The following is a 17276-nucleotide window of genomic DNA, read 5'->3' as shown; positions in this document are numbered from 1 at the left end:
TGCCCTGCCCCACTGACAACGAGCGATACAGCGATACAACGAGCGATACTCAGCGCCGCGCTGCCACGGCCTCCGCCGCCACGGCCAGCATGCGGTCGAGGACGGGCACCGGTATCGACGGATTGGTGACCGCCACGCATGCCGTCTCGCGGGTGTGCAGCAGCCCGGCGAGAACGCGGGACGGCAACCGCGGATTGCGTATCGCGGTGTTGCGGATATACGCCTCCGGGTCGTTCAGGAGCCGTACCGCGTCGGCCGGGGACAGCCGGGGATCCTCGGCCGCGCGGCGCCGCACCTCGGGTTCCGGGTCGCGGGCGAGACGGGCGACGTCGGCGGGCGTGGACTCCGGATCGTCCAGGACCAGGCGGCGCATCCGACCGGCGGGGTCGTCGGCGTAGCGCAGCAGGCCCGTGCGGGGGAAGTTGGGGTGGCTGCGGGGGCGGTCGGGGTGGGAGAAGCTGCCGTCCCACCAGCGCCAGACCTCCAACAGCAGCTCGGCCGGCGCGTCGTCGCACGATTCCGTGAGGAACAGGCGGACCGTCCGGTCCTCGTCCCGCGCCAGCCGCTCCACGACGTCCGGGGGAAGACGCCGGGCCCGGGCCACGCTGCGGCGGACGAGCGGATGGGACGACTCGGCGAGGCGGCGCATCGCGTCGGCATCACCGTGCAGGTCCTTGACCCAGGGCAGGGTGTGCGACATCAGCTTCGGGTCGAACTCGTGGCGCACCGCTGCACGTTGCTCCTCGTCGAGATCGGGCCGCAGTGCCACCGCCGAGCGGATGTCGCCGTTCGGGTCCTCCGCCAGGACGGCGACGCCGTGCGCGCCGAGCCGCGGGTTGGCGGCCAGCGCTCGGCGTACCTCCGCGTCCTCGTCCCGGACCAGCTCCGCCTCCAACTCGGGCCCGAGACTGCACTGTTCGAGCGCGCGCCGGGGCTCGGGCAGCGCGGCGAACACGTCCCGGGGCATGGGGACGTCGACGTGGCGGGCGAGCAGCGCCGCCGTACGCACCGCGTCGTCGGTGTCGGCCAGCAGGCGGGCCCGCAGCGGCACGGCGAGGTCCGCCCAGCGGGCGCAGGCGGCCACCCGGACCCGGGGATCGGCGTCGGCCGCGAGGCCGGGGAGGTGGTGCGCGGGGAGCCCGGGGAGGTCGGCGGCCTCGGCGCGGGTCGGGCCGGCGAGGAGGTCGTCGTAGAGAGCCTCGGGGAGTTCGACGCCCCAGGCGCGGGCCGTCCCGGCCCAGAACACGCGCCGGCTCGGCGACGGTTCGGCGCGGACCATGGTGAGCCACTGATCGGGGGTGAGCTTGGGCCGGAAGGTGTCGGCGGGCCGTGCGCGCACCTGCGGGTCGGGGTGCGCCACGGCGGCGTCGAGTACGGCGGGCCGGTCACAGCCGTGCAGGAAGCCCGTCTCCACGTCGAGCAGCCGGATCAGCAGCTCGTCCGGCGCGGCCGGGTTGGACCCGATGCCCTCCGCCCAGTGCAGGGGCCGGGCCGGCCGGCCGGGCACCGCCGCCCACACCTCGGCCCGCTCGGCCTCCGTCTCGCGCCCGGCGGTCTCGGCCGCCTCCTCCAGCCGCTCCGGCAGCCGGTCGAGGGCCGTCGCCCGAGGCCCGTCCGCGCCGGGCACCTCCGCCAGCAGCACCTGCCCGTCGAGGGAGAGCGCCACGAACCCGGGGTCGCCGGTCAGCCCCGGCACACCGCCGCCGGTGTGCCGGACCCGGGTCCACCAGGAGTCGTTGCCGCCGATCCGATGTCCGAAGACGGCCACCAGGAACTCGCCGTCGGCATCCGCGAGACGGCGCCACCACGCGGCGTCGAGCGCTTCCCGGGCCGCGCCGTCCGGCGCCGCGATCCCTCGCAGGATCCGCCAGCCGGCCTCCGGCGGGAACAGGCTGCCCGGGTACACGTCCTCGACGACCGTGAGTCCGACGCGTGCGAGCAGTTCGTGGAGTTTCCCTTGCTGTGACACGCGGTCATGATCCCCGCCGGCTCGCGGTGGGACAAGGCCCTCGGACCGGGCCCGACCGGCCCTCACCCGCCTTCGCGAAACGCGCGCCCGGACCACATCATCGAGACATGTTCACCCCCGACCGACGCGACCGCACCCGCGCCCGACTCCTCGCCCACGCCGAGGCCGACCCCTCCGTCGTCGGCCTCGCCCACACCGGCTCACTCGCCACCGACACGGACGACCGCTGGTCGGACACGGACCTCGTCCTGGCCGTACGCGGGGAAGTGGACCAGGCCGTGCAAGGCTGGACCGCGTGGATCTACGACGAGTTGGGCGCCCGGCACCACTGGGACCTCGGCGTCGGCGGCACGAGCGTCATCCGGGTCTTCCTGCTGCCGGGCTGGGTGGAGCTGGATCTCACCTTCGCCCCGGAGCCGGAGTTCGGCGCCCGGGGTCCAGCGTGGCGAACCCTCTTCGGCACCCCACACGAACAGCCGCCGTTCGCCGCCCCCGACCGCGACACCCTGATCGGCTACGCCTGGCACCACGCCCTGCACGCCCGCATCTGCCTTGAACGGGGCCGCGGTTGGCAGGCCGCACACTGGATCAACGTCCTGCGCGACCAAGTGATCACCCTGGCCTGCCTACGCCTGGGCCTCCCGACCGCCTACTCGAAGGGCGCCCACCTGCTACCGGACGAGGTCACGACCCCACTGGAATCCACCCTGATCCGCTCCCTCACGGAACCGGAACTCCGCCGCGCGCTCACCGCGACAATCACAGCCACCGCAGCGGAACTCGACCGCTCCGACCCCGAACTCGCCACCCGCCTACACCCGATGCTCACGGAGCTGACGTAACCCATGGGCACGCCCCCGCAGACCCCGCACATCGGCCTCACCCCCATCCCACCCGGCCAGGTCACCCTCACCGACCGCCGCACACAACGCAGTTGGACGGTCGACCTCGCCCCCTTCCACCTCGGCACCCTCCCGGTCACGCAGGCGCAGTACGCCCAAGTCACCGGTGATCGGCCCAGCACCGCGCAGGGCGACGGCCGCCTCCCCGTGGAGACCGTGTCGTGGCGGGACGCGGTCCTCTTCTGCAACTCCCTTTCCCAGCAGGAGGAGTTGACCCCGGCGTACGGATTCGACGCCCAGGGCGAACCCGTCCTGCGCGACCCCTCCGCCGACGGCTACCGCCTCCCCACCGAAGCCGAGTGGGAGTACGCGTGCCGGGCGGGGACGAGCGGCCCGCGCTACGGCCCCCTCGACGACATCGCCTGGCACCGGGGCAACTCCGGCGAGCGACCCCACGAGCCGGGCGGCCGACTCCCCAACCCCTGGGGCCTGCACGACATGCTGGGCAACGTGTGGGAATGGTGCTGGGACCTCTACGACCCCGAGGTCTACGGCACGTACCGCGTCCTGCGCGGCGGCGGCTGGTTCGACGAGCACTGGAGCTGCCGCACCTCCGTGCGCCGCCGAAGCCACCCCACCTTCCGCGTGGACGACGTCGGCTTCCGCGTCGCCCGCTCCGCGACGAGCTGAGCGCCGGTCACCAACTACCCGTGCGCGGCCGCCAGATGCTTCGCCAGCCTCGGCGACGCGAACTCCGTCCCGCACACGAACCGCATCACCGGCCCGTACGACGACGCCGACGGCAGCCCCGTGAAGTAGACGCCCGGCACGGACGACACATACCCGGCGCCGAGTTTCGGCGTACCCCGGCTCACCGCCAGCTGGGTGCGCAGCTCGTGCCCGAGGAAGTCCATCGCCGCGATGTCGACCCGGTACCCGGTCGCGGCGATGACGTGGTCGGCGGTGAGGTGCTGTGTGCCTCCGCCCGGCGTCGCGACGGTGAGCACCGGCCCGCCGTCCGCCGCGCCCGCGCCCCCGCCCGCCTCGGCCTGTACGATCCGCTCGACCTCGCTGACCTGCACCTTCCCCTCGAACCGCTCGCGCAGCCACCACGCCCCGAGCGGCCCGAGCACCCGACGGACCAGGTAGTGCCGGGTCTGCTCGGGGAGGTGGCGGTACGGCTGGGGGTAGTAACTCAGCGCCCACAGCGACCACGCCCGCCCGAACGGCGACTCGGGGCGCAGCTTCGGCTGCTGCCACGGCGCCGCACCGAAGGCCACCTTCCCCCGCCCCCGCGAGACGATCCGCACGTTCGCGCCCGCCTCGGCCGCCAACACCGCGGTCTCCAGGGCGGATTGACCCGCGCCGACGACGATCAGCTCCTTGCCCTTGAACCCGCTCAGGTCGTGGTGCTGCGAACTGTGCGAGACGGGAGCGGTGGGCGCGGGCCCGTCGACCGCCGCCGCGGCCAGCTCCGGCGGGAGGTGGGCCAGGCCGTACAGCCCGGTCGCGACCACCACCGCCCGCGCCGTGAACAACTCCCCCGAGTCCAGCTTGAGTTCGAAGCCGCCGCCGGTCTTCCGGTCGACGGAGACGACCCGTACCCGCTCCAGCTCGGGCACCAGCTTCTGCTGGAACCACTCGCCGTAGGCGATGAAGGTCTCCACGGGGATGATGTCCTCGTCGGTGACCAGGCGGGGGATGCCGGCCGCGTCGCAGTAGTCGACGAGGGTGTGGCCGGGCTGCGGGGCGTCGATGCTGGAGGCGGCGGGGGTCGACTTCAGGAGCATCCCGGCGGGCATGTGGTCACGCCAGCTGACCATGGGCTCGCCGAAGACACGGACCGGAATGCCGCGTGCCCGCAGATGCGCGGCGGTGGACAGGCCGAACGGCCCGGCGCCGATGACTGCTACCGGTTGAATCACGAAGTCCCTCCCCAGGACGTCAATTCGTCACTTCGTGCCGGGGCCGCTGCTCGAACTCGCGTGCCCCTTGCGCTGCTTGCTCGCTACTTGCTCGCTGCCGGAGTTACTGCTTGCCGCTACTGGTACCGCTGCCGCGCCGGTTGGTGCGCCACAGCTGATACAGGTGCTTCGCGCCCGGCCGCACGAAGCGGGCCAGCATCGTGAAGAACGGCCGCAGGTCGTCACCCGCGAGCCAGGCCAGCTCCGTCCCGCTCGCCCGCGCCGGTGCGTGCGGCGTCGTATAGCCGCTGCGGCGGTAGGCGAGGAGGGCGGGCAGGTCGATGTTCTCCACGATGTACCGGTGGCCGGCGCGCTGTTCCCCCTCCGGGACGGCGCGGCCGGTCAGGTCGAGGTGCATGGCGCGGACGACGTCCACCCCCGACTCGTTCTCGAAGAGCCGGAACTGGGCGCCCATGCGGGGGTTGAAGTCGAGCAGTTTGTACTGGCCGTCGCGCCGGTCGAAGCGCAGGTCGAGGTCGATGATGCCGGTGAAGCCGATCTGTTTGATGAAACGTGCGGCGATGTCCGCGAGTTCCGGATTGTCGACCACGTATGCATGTGCCGTCATGCCCGCGTGCGGCGGCCAGGAGCGCACCTTCACGCCGGTGAACAGGGCCAGCGGGGTCGAGTCCTGGTCGAAGTACGCGTGCACGATCCAGTCCTCGGCCTCCTCCCTCGGCAGGTACTCCTGGAGGATCACCCCGGGGTGCTCGCCCCAGTCCCGGGCCAGCCTGAGCAGCCCCTCGCGGGTCGCGATCCTCGTCGTCCCGTTCACCGCCGGCCGGGAGCGCCGTACGAACGCCTCCCTGTTCTTGGCCACCAGCGGGAAGCGGGCCTTCTCGGCGAACTCGACGATGTCGTCGTACGACTGCGGGAACGCCGCCGCGGGGCTGGGGATGCCGTGCTCCACGCAGAGTTCGTGCAGGCCCTGCTTGCTCGCGAGGCGACGCGGCAACTTCGGTTCCACCCGCGGGAAGAGGAAGCGGGAGCCGAGCGCGTCCTGGTGCTCGGCGATCAGGACGGCGGCCTCCTCGTCGGTGGGGATGAGGACGGCGGGCCGGCCGATGCGGCGCCCGACGCGCAGCAGGCCCTCCACCAGCCGCCCGGGTTCCTCCGTGCCGGTCGTCGGCCACACGAACGCGCGCTCCAGATAACGGGACGCGGCCGCGGGTGTGTAACGGTCCTCCGTGATCGCATACATCGGCACGCCGAGGCGCCCCAGACTCCGGATCGCGCCCACCCCACCGTGATGCAGCGGATAGTCGCCGAACTTCACGATCAGGCCCGGCACTTCGCGGTCGGCCTCGAAAGGCACACTGAAGCGCTTGGCCACGGGTCCCCCCACGTGTCCCCCCTACGGACCGGACCCACCCCGTCCATGTCCCCCAAAGGACGCTAAGCCGGAATTGCCGCTTCCGACAAGGCCTTTTCGGACATTGCGAACTCTTTAGACACTGCCGGTTCGCGCAACTCACCCGTAACGTGTGGCGCGGCCACATGCGAGTACGTACGAGAGTGAGGCAGCACCCATGCCCCCCTTCGATCTTCCCGAGGGCGACCCCTTCGGCCCGCACAATCTTCCCTACGGCGTCTTCTCGCCCCTCGGCTCGGACGAACGGACCGTGGGCGTCCGCCTCGGCGACCACGTCCTCGACGCGGGCGCGGCGGCGGAGGCGCTCGGCTCGCCGTACGTCTCCCTCCTCGCGCACCCCACCCTCAACCCGCTGCTCGCGGCGGGCCACACGGCCTGGTCGGACGTCCGCCGCGCACTGACCGCGTGGGTGACGGTCCCGTCCCACCAGGACACGATCGCCCCGTACTTCCACCCGCTCTCCGCGGTGACCCTGCACCTCCCCTTCGAGGTCGCGGACTACGTCGACTTCTACGCCTCGGAGAACCACGCCCGGAACGTCGGCCGCATCTTCCGCCCGGACGCCCCCGACTCCCTGACCCCCAACTGGAAGCACCTGCCGATCGGTTACCACGGCCGCGCCGGCACGGTCGTGGTCTCGGGCACGGATGTCGTACGCCCGTCCGGCCAGCGCAAGGCCCCGGCCGACCCCGCGCCGGTCTTCGGCCCGTCGGTCCGCCTGGACATCGAGGCGGAGGTCGGCTTCGTGGTCGGCGCGCCGTCGGCGATGGGCAGCCCGGTGCCGCTCGCCGACTTCCGCGAACACGTCTTCGGCCTGTGCCTCCTCAACGACTGGTCGGCCCGCGACATCCAGGCCTGGGAGTACGTCCCCCTCGGCCCGTTCCTCGGCAAGTCCTTCGCCACCTCGGTGTCGGCGTGGATCACCCCGCTGGACGCGCTGGAGGAGTCGCGGGCAACCCCGCCGGAGCGCACCCACGACCTCCTCCCCTACCTGGACGACTCGGCCGAGGAACCCGGCGGCTACGACCTCCGCATCAGCGTCGTGATCAACGGCCACCCGGTCTCCGAGCCGCCGTTCTCCACCATGTACTGGACCGCCGCCCAGCAACTCGCCCAGATGACGGCCAACGGCGCCTCCCTGCGCACCGGCGACCTCTACGGCTCCGGCACGGTCAGCGGCCCGACGGAACGCGAGCGGGGTTCCCTGCTGGAACTGACCTGGAACGGCCGCGACGCCCTCGAACTCCCGGACGGCAAGCGGACGTTCCTGGAGGACGGCGATGTCGTGACCCTGTCGGCGTGGGCCCCGGGCGCGGACGGCACGCGCGTGGGCCTCGGCGAGGTCACCGGCAGGATCGTGCCGCGGGACTGAGGCGGCAGGGCCGACGGGGCCGACGGAACGGGGCGAGCCGCTGCGGATCAGCCCGGCGGGGCCGGCGGGGCCGGCAGGGCTGGCAGGGCCGGCAGGGCCGGCAGGCGGATCGTGGCGCGGGACTGAGACGCGAGGGGCGGCGGGGCCGGTGGGTGAGATGAGTCCGGTGGTCTCCGTACTCCTGACTCCAGCCGCCCGTGCAGTCATACTGACGGCGGGCGGCACACATGCCGTGGACCCGCCCTCGGGTACAGCCGCACCCGCACCCTCTGTTCCCCCTGTTACTTCCGTCGACCAGGATCCGGAGCCCGTGGCATGACTGTCTGCCTGCTCCTGCTGAGCGTCGTCGCCCTCTCGGCCGCCGTGCCGGCTCCGCGCGCTCTGACCCGGGCGGTGTGGCCCGAACGGGAGCCCGTGATCGGCCTGTGGGTGTGGCAGTGCCTGGTCGCCACGGTCCTGCTGTGCTGTCTGGCCGCCCTGGTCCTGGGCGCGGCCGCCGTCTTCCACACCGTCCGTGATCATGTCTTCGCCCCCGCTCCCCCGGCCGTCACCGCGGCCTACGACCTCTCCGCCGCCCCCGCCTGGGCGGTCGCCCTCACGCTGTCACTCGCCTGCGGCGCCGCCTGGACCACCGCGATGCTGGCCCGCGAACTCGCCGAGGCCCGCCGCCGCCGGGGCCAGGCCCGCGCCCACCTCCGCGAACGCGCCCCCGACCTGCCGGCCGGGCTGCCCCCGGCACGCGGCCCCCTCCTCGTCCTGGAGGACGAGTACCCGGACGCCTGGTGGATGCCCGGCCATCCGCCCCAACTCGTCGTCACCACGGGCGCGTTGCACCGCCTCACCGGCCACCAGCTCGACGCGGTCCTCACCCACGAACGCGGCCACGCCCGCGCCCACCACGACTGGCTCCTGCACCTGTCGACGGCGCTGGCCTCCGGCTTCCCGCACGTCCCCCTGTTCGCCCACTTCTGCGACCAGACCCACCGCCTGGTCGAACTGGCCGCCGACGACACGGCCTCCCGCCAATGCGGCCACCTGACCACGGCGTTGGCCCTCATCGAGCTCAACAACCACCGAGGCGTCCTCTCCTGCGCCTCCAGCCACCGCCTCCTCGGCGAACGCGTCAACCGCCTCCTGGACCCCCGCCCCCGACTCGGCCGCCGCCACCGGGCCCTGACGACGACGGTGGCGACCCTGGTCCCACTGCTGCCCTTGCTGATCGTGTTCGCACCGGGGCTTACGGCGTTGAGCTGAGGACCGTGGACTGGGGACCCCGGCTGAGGGCCCGAGTTGGGGACCTGGGCTGAGGAACCTGGGCAGAGGGCCCGGGCTGAGGAACCTGGGCAGAGGGCCCGGGCTCAGGAACCTGGGCAGAGGGCCCGGGCTCAGGAACCTGGGCAGAGGGCCCGGGCTCAGGAACCTGGGCAGAGGGCCCGGGCTCAGGAACCTGGGCAGAGGGCCCGGGCTGAGGACCCGAGCCGAAGACCCGGGCTGAGGATCTTGGGCAGACGAGCCCTGGGCCGAGGACCCTGAGCAGAGAGACCCCGGCTCACGGCCCCCAGCTCACACCCCTGAGCCGACGGCCCTGGGCTCAGAACCGACCGGGCTCCCTGCCTCCCCGTCCGGTCCGTAAATCCCAGCCCGGTCCCTACCCCCTGGTGGTCCCAGCCCCTACATCCAGTCCTCCGGCTCCGGCTCCTCATCCATCTCCGGCCAGTAATCCGCCCCGGGGTCGACGTCCTTCGCCGCCCGCCCTGTTGCGGGTGCCGACGCGGGTGCCGACGCGGGTGCCGACGCGGGTGCCGGCGCCTGTGCCCGCACTGGTGCCGGTGTTTGCACCGCGGCCGGAGCCGGTACCGGAGCCACGGCCGGTGCCTCGCCCAGCCCCGCCAGCACCCCGATCACGCCCTCCCCGTACGTCGCCAGCTTCTTCTCGCCGACCCCGCTGATCTCCCCGAGCCGCGCCACCGACGTCGGCCACACCGTCGCGATCTCACGCAGCGTGGCGTCGTGGAAGATGACGTACGCCGGAACCCCCTGCTCGCGGGCCTGCTCCGCGCGCCAGGCGCGCAGGGCCTCGAACGCGGGCTGCAACGACTCCGGCAACTCCACCGCCGCGGCCTTGGCCTTGCGCTCGCCCCGGCCCGAGGACGACGACCCCGACCGCGAGGAGCCCGCGGGCTTCTTCGGCTCCTTGCGCAGCGGCACCTCCCGCTCGCGCCGCAACACCGTGCCGCTCGCCTCGGTGAGCACCAGCGTGCCGTACTCCCCCTCGACCGCGAGCAGCCCCTGCGCCAGCAACTGCCGTACAACACCCCGCCATTCGCCCTCGGCCAGGTCCTGGCCGATGCCGAACACGGACAGCTGGTCGTGGTCGAACTGGATCACCTTGGCCGACCGGCGCCCCATGAGGATGTCGACGATCTGCAGGGCGCCGAACTTCTGGCCCCGCTCCCGCTGGAGCCGCACCACCGTCGAGAGGACCTTCTGCGCGGCGACCGTGCCGTCCCAGGTCTCGGGCGGGGTGAGGCAGGTGTCGCAGTTGCCGCAGCCCGCCGCGTCCGGGTCCTGCCCGAAGTAGGCGAGCAACTGGCCGCGCCGGCACTGGGCGGTCTCGCACAGCGCGAGCATCGCCTCCAGGTGGGAGGCGGCCCGGCGGCGGAACGCCTCGTCGCCCTCGCTGGTCTGGATCATCTTGCGCTGTTGTATGACGTCGTTCAGGCCGTACGCCATCCACGCCGTCGACGGCATTCCGTCACGACCCGCACGACCCGTCTCCTGGTAGTAGCCCTCCACCGACTTGGGCAGGTCGAGGTGGGCGACGAACCGTACGTCCGGCTTGTCGATGCCCATGCCGAAGGCGATGGTCGCGACGACGATCAGCCCGTCCTCGCGCAGGAACCGGGACTGGTGTGCCGCGCGCGTGCCCGAGTCCAGGCCCGCGTGGTACGGCACCGCCTCGATGCCGTTGCGCGACAGGAACTCGGCGGTCGTGTCGACGGACTTGCGCGACAGGCAGTACACGATGCCCGCGTCGCCCGCGTGCTCCTCGCGCAGGAAGCTCAGCAGCTGCTTCTTGGGGTCGGCCTTCGGCACGATCCGGTACTGGATGTTCGGCCGGTCGAAGCTCGCCACGAAGTGCCGGGCGCTCGGCATGTTCAGCCGTTGGGTGATCTCCTTGTGCGTCGCGTCCGTGGCCGTCGCCGTGAGCGCGATCCGCGGGACGTCCGGCCAGCGCTCGCCGAGCACCGAGAGGGACAGATAGTCCGGGCGGAAATCATGGCCCCACGACGACACACAGTGCGCCTCGTCGATCGCGAACACCGAGATCTTGCCGCGCGACAGCAGGTCCAGCGTGTTGTCGAGCCGCAGCCGCTCCGGGGCGAGATAGATCAGGTCCAGCTCGCCCGCCAGGAACTCCGCCTCGACGATGCGCCGCTCGTCGAAGTCCTGCGTCGAGTTCATGAACCCGGCGCGCACCCCGAGCGCCCGCAGCGCGTCCACCTGGTCCTGCATCAGCGCGATCAGCGGGGATACGACAACTCCCGTACCGGGTCTGACCAGGGACGGGATCTGGTAGCAGAGCGACTTGCCGCCGCCGGTCGGCATGAGGACGACGGCGTCGCCGCCCGCCACCACATGCTCGATGACCTCTTCCTGCTCGCCGCGGAAGCTGTCGTAGCCGAAGACGCGGTGGAGCGTGGCCAGCGCCTCGCTCTCGCCCTGCGCCGCCGGCGTCCGTACTTCGGTCGTCACAACCGTCCCGCCCATCCCGTGCATCGCTCGTCCCCCGTACGTCGTCCCTCGACCACTGCGTCCACGATAGGGCTCCGCGCTGACAGCGACGGAGTTATCCACAGGCTGGCGGCAGTGACCGGGCGTGGTCAGTCGAATGGCTCCCGTCACATGGCGCGACCACCACGTCCGGAACATGCTGCTCGGGCGGGACCGCGGAGGCCCGCCACGCCCCGAACGGACGGCGCGCCGTGCGTGCGGACGCCTCCCGAAAGTCCAAGGAGCTCCCACCATGTCCCCTCGCGCCCAGCGGAGCGCCGTGCAGACCGCCCTCGCGGTGGCGACGGCCGCGGCCTTCGCGCTGACCGCCGCCCCGGCCCACGCCGCGACCGGCCCCGACCCGTCCGTGTGGACCCAGCTGAGCGGGACGACCCAGGCCACCGCCAAGTACGGGTACGAGGGGTCCGCGGCGGCCGGCGGCTACGCCCGCACCGACACCTGCGTCGCCGACCCGGCCGAGGGCGGCATGGGCTACCACTACGTCAACCCGGCGAACATCGGCTCGGTCGACCCGCAGAAGCCGGCGGCCCTCGTGTACGCGGACGGGTCCGGCTTCACCGACGGACGCAAGCTGGTCGCGGTGGAGTGGGTCGTGAAGGACTCGGGCCAGGCCGCGCCGACGCTGTTCGGGCAGACCTTCCAGAAGGACCAGCTCCCCGGCTACTTCACCCTGCACGCCTGGCTCTACAAGCCCAACTCGGCGGGCCTGTTCGCCTCTTGGAACCCCGAGGTGGTCTGCCCGACGGTCTGACCGCGCACACGCGAAGGCCCCGGCTCGCTCGAAGCGAACCGGGGCCTTGCGCATGGGCTCAGCGGCCCGCGCTCAGCGGACGAAGACCCCCGCCTGGTTCGCCAGGTCCAGGAAGTACTGCGGGGCCACACCGAGGACGAGCGTCGCCGCCACGGCCACCCCGATCGTCGCCATGGTCAGCGGGGACGGGACCGCGACGGTGGGGCCGTCGGGCCGCGGCTCGCTGAAGAACATGAGCACGATCACGCGGATGTAGAAGAACGCCGCGATCGCCGAGGAGAGCACACCGACCACGACCAGCGGGGCCGCGCCGCCGGCCGCCGCCGCCTTGAACACGGCGAACTTCCCGGCGAAGCCGGCCGTCAGCGGAATGCCCGCGAAGGACAGCAGGAATACGGCAAATACCGCCGCGACCAACGGCGACCTCCGCCCGAGCCCCGCCCACTTCGACAGGTGCGTCGCCTCGCCGCCGGCGTCCCGTACGAGAGTGACGACCGCGAACGCGCCGATCGTCACGAACGAGTATGCGCCCAGGTAGAAGAGCACGGACGAGACGCCGTCCCGGGTGGTCGCGATGACACCCGCGAGGATGAAGCCCGCGTGCGCGATCGACGAGTAGGCCAGCAGCCGCTTGATGTCGGTCTGCGTGATCGCGACGATCGCGCCGCCCAACATCGTGATGATGGCCACGCCCCACATGACGGGCCGCCAGTCCCAGCGCAGGCCCGGAAGTACGACGTAGAGGAGCCGGAGCAGCGCTCCGAAAGCGGCCACCTTGGTCGCGGCGGCCATGAAGCCGGTGACCGGGGTCGGCGCGCCCTGGTAGACGTCGGGCGTCCACATGTGGAACGGCACCGCGCCGACCTTGAAGAGCAGCCCCATGACGATCATCGCGCCGCCGATGAGCAGCAGCGCGTCGTTGCCCATGGTGTCGGCAAGGGCGGGGTTGATGTTGGTGATGGAGCCGTCGACGACCTGGGAGATCGTGGCGTACGACATCGAGCCCGCGTAGCCGTAGAGCAGCGCGATGCCGAACAGGGTGAACGCGGAGGCGAAGGCGCCCAGCAGGAAGTACTTGACCGCGGCCTCCTGCGACAGGAGCCGCTTGCGGCGGGCCAGGGCGCAGAGGAGGTAGAGCGGGAGCGAGAAGACTTCCAGGGCCACGAACAGGGTCAACAGGTCGTTGGCCGACGGGAAGACCAGCATTCCGGCGACCGCGAAGAGCAGGAGCGGGAACACCTCCGTGGTGGTGAACCCGGCCTTGACCGCCGCCTTCTCGCTGTCGCTGCCGGGCACGGACGCACCCTGCGCGGCGAACGAGTCGACCCGGTTGCCGTGTGACTCGGGGTCGAGTCGGCGCTCGGCGAAGGTGAACAGGCCGACCAGTCCGGACAGCAGGATCACGCCCTGGAGGAACAGGGCCGGTCCGTCGACCGCGATCGCGCCCATCGCCGCGATGTGCGCCTTGGTGGTGCCGTACCCGTCCGCCGCGAGCGCCACGACCGCCGCGAAGGCGGCGCAGAGCGCTACGGCGGACACGAACACCTGGGCGTAGTAACGGGACTTGCGCGGGACGAACGCCTCGATCAGCACCCCGATGAGCGCCGCGCCGAGGATGATCAAGGTGGGCGACAATTGCGCGTACTCGATCTTCGGCGCGGGGATCTTCGCGATCGGGTCCGCGGTTGCCGCCGTTGTCCACAGGCTGTGGACGGCTGTTGCGCTCACTTGGCCGCCTCCACCGAGGGCTTGGGATCCTTCTTGTGCACGTCGGACAAGGTCTGCTTGACCGACGGGTTCACGATGTCCGTGACGGGCTTGGGGTAGACGCCGAGGAAGACCAGCAGCACGATCAGCGGGGCGACGACCAGGAGTTCACGCGGTCGCAGGTCCGGCATCGAGGCGACCTCGGGCTTCACCGGGCCGGTCATCGTCCTCTGGTAGAGGACGAGGGTGTACAGCGCGGCGAGGACAATGCCGAAGGTGGCGATGATCCCGATCGCCGGGTAGCGCGAGAACGTGCCGACCAGGACCAGGAACTCGCTCACGAAGGGCGCGAGTCCCGGCAGCGACAGCGTGGCCAGACCGCCGATCAGGAAGGTGCCCGCGAGCACCGGGGCCACTTTCTGCACCCCTCCGTAGTCGGCGATCAGACGCGAGCCGCGCCGCGAGATCAGGAACCCGGCGACGAGCATCAACGCGGCCGTGGAAATACCGTGGTTGACCATGTAGAGCGTCGCGCCGGACTGGCCCTGGCTGGTCATCGCGAAGATGCCCAGCACGATGAACCCGAAGTGCGAGATCGACGCGTACGCCACCAGCCGCTTGATGTCCCGCTGCCCGACCGCGAGCAGCGCGCCGTAGATGATGCTGATCACGGCGAGGACGAGGATGACGGGCGTCGCCCACTTGCTGGCGTTCGGGAACAGCTGGAGGCAGAAGCGGAGCATCGCGAAGGTGCCGACCTTGTCGACAACCGCCGTGATCAGCACGGCGACCGGCGCCGTCGCCTCGCCCATCGCGTTGGGCAGCCAGGTGTGCAGCGGCCACAGGGGCGCCTTCACCGCGAAGGCGAAGAAGAAGCCCAGGAACAGCCAGCGTTCGGTGTTGGTCGCCATGTGCAGCGTGCCGTTGGCCCGCGCCTGCGCGATCTCCGCGAGCGAGAAGTTCCCGGCCACTACGTAGAGGCCGATCACGGCCGCCAGCATGATGAGGCCGCCGACCAGGTTGTAGAGCAGGAACTTCACGGCCGCGTACGACCGTTGGGTTGCCGCCGCCTCGTCGCCGTGCTCGTGTGCGCTGTCCCCGAAGCCGCCGATGAGGAAGTACATCGGGATCAGCATGGCTTCGAAGAAGATGTAGAAGAGGAAGACGTCGGTGGCCTCGAAGGAGATGATCACCATCGCCTCCACCGCAAGGATGAGGGCGAAGAAGCCCTGGGTGGGCCGCCAGCGCTTGTTGCCCGTCTCCAGGGGGTCGGCGTCGTGCCAGCCGGCCAGGATCACGAACGGGATCAGCAGGGCGGTGAGCGCGAGGAGCGCGACCGCGATGCCGTCCACACCCAGTTCGTAGCGGACCCCGAAGGCGGCGATCCAGGCGTGGGACTCGGTGAGTTGGTAGCGGTCGCCACCCGGGTCGAAGCGCACCAGGACCGTGACGGCCAGCGCGAGCGTCGCCAGCGAGACCAGCAGCGCCAGCCATTTCGCGGCGGTGCGCCGGGCGGCCGGGACGGCGGCCGTGGCCACCGCCCCGAGGGCCGGGAGCACCGCCGTCGCTGTCAGGAGGGGAAAGGACATCGGTATCAGACCGCCCTCATCAGCAGGGTCGCGGCGACGAGGATGGCCGCACCGCCGAACATCGAGACCGCGTACGACCGCGCATAGCCGTTCTGCAGTTTGCGCAGCCTTCCGGAGAGGCCGCCCATGGAGGCCGCCGTGCCGTTGACGACGCCGTCGACCAGGGTGTGGTCGACGTAGACCAGGGAGCGGGTGAGGTGCTCGCCGCCGCGCACCAGGACGACGTGGTTGAAGTCGTCCTGGAGGAGGTCGCGGCGGGCGGCCCGAGTGAGCAGCGACCCGCGCGGGGCTACTGCCGGGACCGGCTTGCGGCCGTACTGCGCCCAGGCGATCCCGACGCCGATGATCAGCACCACCATGGTGGCCAGGGTGACCGTCAGGGCGCTGACCGGGGAGTTGCCCTCCTCGTGGCCGGTGATGGGCTCCAGCCAGTGCAGGAAGCGGTCGCCGATGCCGAAGATGCCGCCGGCGAAGACCGATCCGAAGGCCAGCACGATCATCGGGATCGTCATCGTCTTCGGGGACTCGTGCGGGTGCGGCTCGTCGCCGTTCTCGTCGGGCTGCCAGCGCTTCTCTCCGAAGAAGGTCATCAGCATCACGCGCGTCATGTAGAACGCCGTGATGGCCGCGCCCAGCAGGGCCGAGCCGCCGAGGATCCAGCCCTCGGTGCCGCCCTTGGCGAAGGCCGCCTCGATGATCTTGTCCTTGGAGAAGAAGCCGGACAGGCCCGGGAAGCCGATGATGGCGAGGTAGCCGAGGCCGAAGGTGATGAAGGTGACCGGCATGTACTTCCGGAGGCCGCCGTACTTCCTCATGTCGACCTCGTCGTTCATGCCGTGCATGACCGAACCGGCGCCGAGGAAGAGCCCGGCCTTGAAGAAGCCGTGCGTCACCAGGTGCATGATCGCGAAGACGTAGCCGATGGGGCCGAGGCCCGCGGCGAGGACCATGTAGCCGATCTGCGACATGGTCGAGCCCGCGAGGGCCTTCTTGATGTCGTCCTTCGCGCAACCGACGATCGCACCGAACAGGAGCGTGACGGCGCCGACGACGGTGACGACGAGCTGCGCGTCCGGTGCGGCGTTGAAGATCGCTCCGGAGCGGACGATCAGGTACACGCCGGCGGTGACCATGGTCGCCGCGTGGATGAGGGCCGAGACCGGGGTCGGACCCTCCATCGCGTCGCCGAGCCAGGACTGCAGCGGCACCTGGGCGGACTTGCCGCAGGCCGCGAGCAGCAGCATCAGGGCGATGCCCGTGAGCTTGCCCTCGGAGGCGTCACCGACGTGGCTGAGGACCGGCCCGAAGGCGAAGGTCCCGAACGTCGTGAACATCAGCATGATGGCGATCGACAGGCCCATGTCGCCGACCCGGTTGACCAGGAAGGCCTTCTTCGCGGCGGTGGCCGCGCTGGGCTTGTGCTGCCAGAAGCCGATCAGCAGGTAGGAGGCGAGACCGACGCCTTCCCAACCGACGTACAGCAGAAGGTAGTTGTCGGCGAGGACGAGGATCAGCATCGCCGCGAGGAACAGGTTCAGATAGCCGAAGAAGCGGCGTCGGCGCTCGTCGTGCTCCATGTACCCGACCGAGTACAGGTGGATGAGCGAGCCGACACCGGTGATCAGCAGGACGAAGGTCATCGACAGCTGGTCGAGGCGGAAGGTGACGTCCGCCTGGAAGCCCTCGACGGGGACCCAGGTCCACAGGTGCTGCATGAGCGTCCGGTGCTCGGCGTTCTTCCCCAGCAGGTCGGTGAAGAGGACGACACCGATCACGAAGGAGGCGGACGAGAGGATCGTGCCGATCCAGTGGCCGACGGCATCGAGCCGCCGGCCGCCGCACAGCAGGACGACCGCTCCGAGCAGAGGCGCCGCTACCAGCAGCGCAATCAGGTTCTCCACGATTCAGCGACCCC

The 17276-nt window shown here is 71.2% G+C and carries 12 protein-coding genes; 5 read left to right on the top strand and 7 right to left on the bottom strand.

What is annotated here, in order from left to right; genetic code table 11:
* Nucleotides 1-49: 49 nt before the first annotated feature.
* A complete protein-coding gene (locus R2B38_RS24215) occupies nt 50-1969 on the bottom strand; it encodes a hypothetical protein (RefSeq protein ID WP_318018136.1) in 1920 nt (639 codons plus the stop codon).
* Between the two features lie 107 nt (nt 1970-2076).
* Between R2B38_RS24215 and R2B38_RS24210 the strand changes: the two genes are divergently transcribed.
* Together R2B38_RS24210 and R2B38_RS24205 are read left to right on the top strand one after the other, a co-directional pair.
* Complete coding sequence (locus R2B38_RS24210) at nt 2077-2811, top strand: hypothetical protein (RefSeq protein WP_318018135.1); 735 nt, start codon at nt 2077-2079, stop codon at nt 2809-2811.
* A gap of 3 nt (nt 2812-2814) precedes the next feature.
* Nucleotides 2815-3501 carry a formylglycine-generating enzyme family protein gene (locus R2B38_RS24205; protein ID WP_318018134.1) on the top strand — a complete coding sequence of 229 codons (687 nt, stop codon included), beginning with the start codon at nt 2815-2817 and terminating at the stop codon, nt 3499-3501.
* 14 nt (nt 3502-3515) lie between these two features.
* Here the strand turns inward: R2B38_RS24205 and R2B38_RS24200 are convergent, their stop codons facing one another.
* Entirely contained in the window at nt 3516-4736 is a 1221-nt protein-coding gene (locus R2B38_RS24200; RefSeq protein ID WP_318018133.1) for an NAD(P)-binding domain-containing protein, read from the bottom strand.
* A gap of 103 nt (nt 4737-4839) precedes the next feature.
* The gene (locus R2B38_RS24195; RefSeq protein ID WP_411978579.1) at nt 4840-6090 is read right to left on the bottom strand and encodes an ATP-grasp domain-containing protein; all 1251 of its coding nucleotides are present in this window, start codon (nt 6088-6090) and stop codon (nt 4840-4842) included.
* Between the two features lie 214 nt (nt 6091-6304).
* On the opposite strand from R2B38_RS24195, the gene fahA reads away from it, so the two are divergent.
* On the top strand, nt 6305-7519 hold the full coding sequence (gene fahA / locus R2B38_RS24190) for a fumarylacetoacetase (protein ID WP_318018131.1): 1215 nt from the start codon (nt 6305-6307) through the stop codon (nt 7517-7519).
* A 315-nt stretch (nt 7520-7834) separates the two neighbouring features.
* On the top strand, nt 7835-8773 hold the full coding sequence (locus R2B38_RS24185; protein WP_318018130.1) for a M56 family metallopeptidase: 939 nt from the start codon (nt 7835-7837) through the stop codon (nt 8771-8773).
* A 417-nt stretch (nt 8774-9190) separates the two neighbouring features.
* On the opposite strand, the gene recQ is transcribed toward R2B38_RS24185, so the two are convergent.
* Nucleotides 9191-11290, bottom strand: coding sequence for a DNA helicase RecQ (gene recQ / locus R2B38_RS24180; protein ID WP_318018129.1), 2100 nt, complete (start codon nt 11288-11290; stop codon nt 9191-9193).
* 256 nt (nt 11291-11546) lie between these two features.
* On the opposite strand from recQ, the gene R2B38_RS24175 reads away from it, so the two are divergent.
* Nucleotides 11547-12065, top strand: a complete 519-nt coding sequence (locus R2B38_RS24175; RefSeq protein WP_318018128.1) for a hypothetical protein — start codon at nt 11547-11549, stop codon at nt 12063-12065.
* A gap of 72 nt (nt 12066-12137) precedes the next feature.
* Here the strand turns inward: R2B38_RS24175 and nuoN are convergent, their stop codons facing one another.
* The 3 genes from nuoN to nuoL are packed head-to-tail and all read right to left on the bottom strand — an operon-like array spanning nt 12138 to nt 17262.
* Complete coding sequence (gene nuoN, locus R2B38_RS24170) at nt 12138-13793, bottom strand: NADH-quinone oxidoreductase subunit NuoN (RefSeq protein ID WP_318018127.1); 1656 nt, start codon at nt 13791-13793, stop codon at nt 12138-12140.
* Nucleotides 13790-15361: an NADH-quinone oxidoreductase subunit M gene (locus R2B38_RS24165; RefSeq protein ID WP_318018126.1), complete on the bottom strand. Its 1572-nt coding sequence runs from the start codon at nt 15359-15361 to the stop codon at nt 13790-13792. Before R2B38_RS24165 ends, nuoN begins: the two co-directional genes overlap by 4 nt.
* A 5-nt stretch (nt 15362-15366) precedes the next feature.
* Nucleotides 15367-17262 carry an NADH-quinone oxidoreductase subunit L gene (gene nuoL / locus R2B38_RS24160; protein WP_318018125.1) on the bottom strand — a complete coding sequence of 632 codons (1896 nt, stop codon included), beginning with the start codon at nt 17260-17262 and terminating at the stop codon, nt 15367-15369.
* Nucleotides 17263-17276 lie beyond the last annotated feature (14 nt).

It is taken from the genome of Streptomyces sp. N50, from assembly GCF_033335955.1.
Classification (GTDB): Bacteria; Actinomycetota; Actinomycetes; order Streptomycetales; family Streptomycetaceae; genus Streptomyces.
The sequence above is the reverse complement of the archived record's forward strand: the minus strand, read 5'-3'. Positions and strand labels throughout refer to the sequence as shown.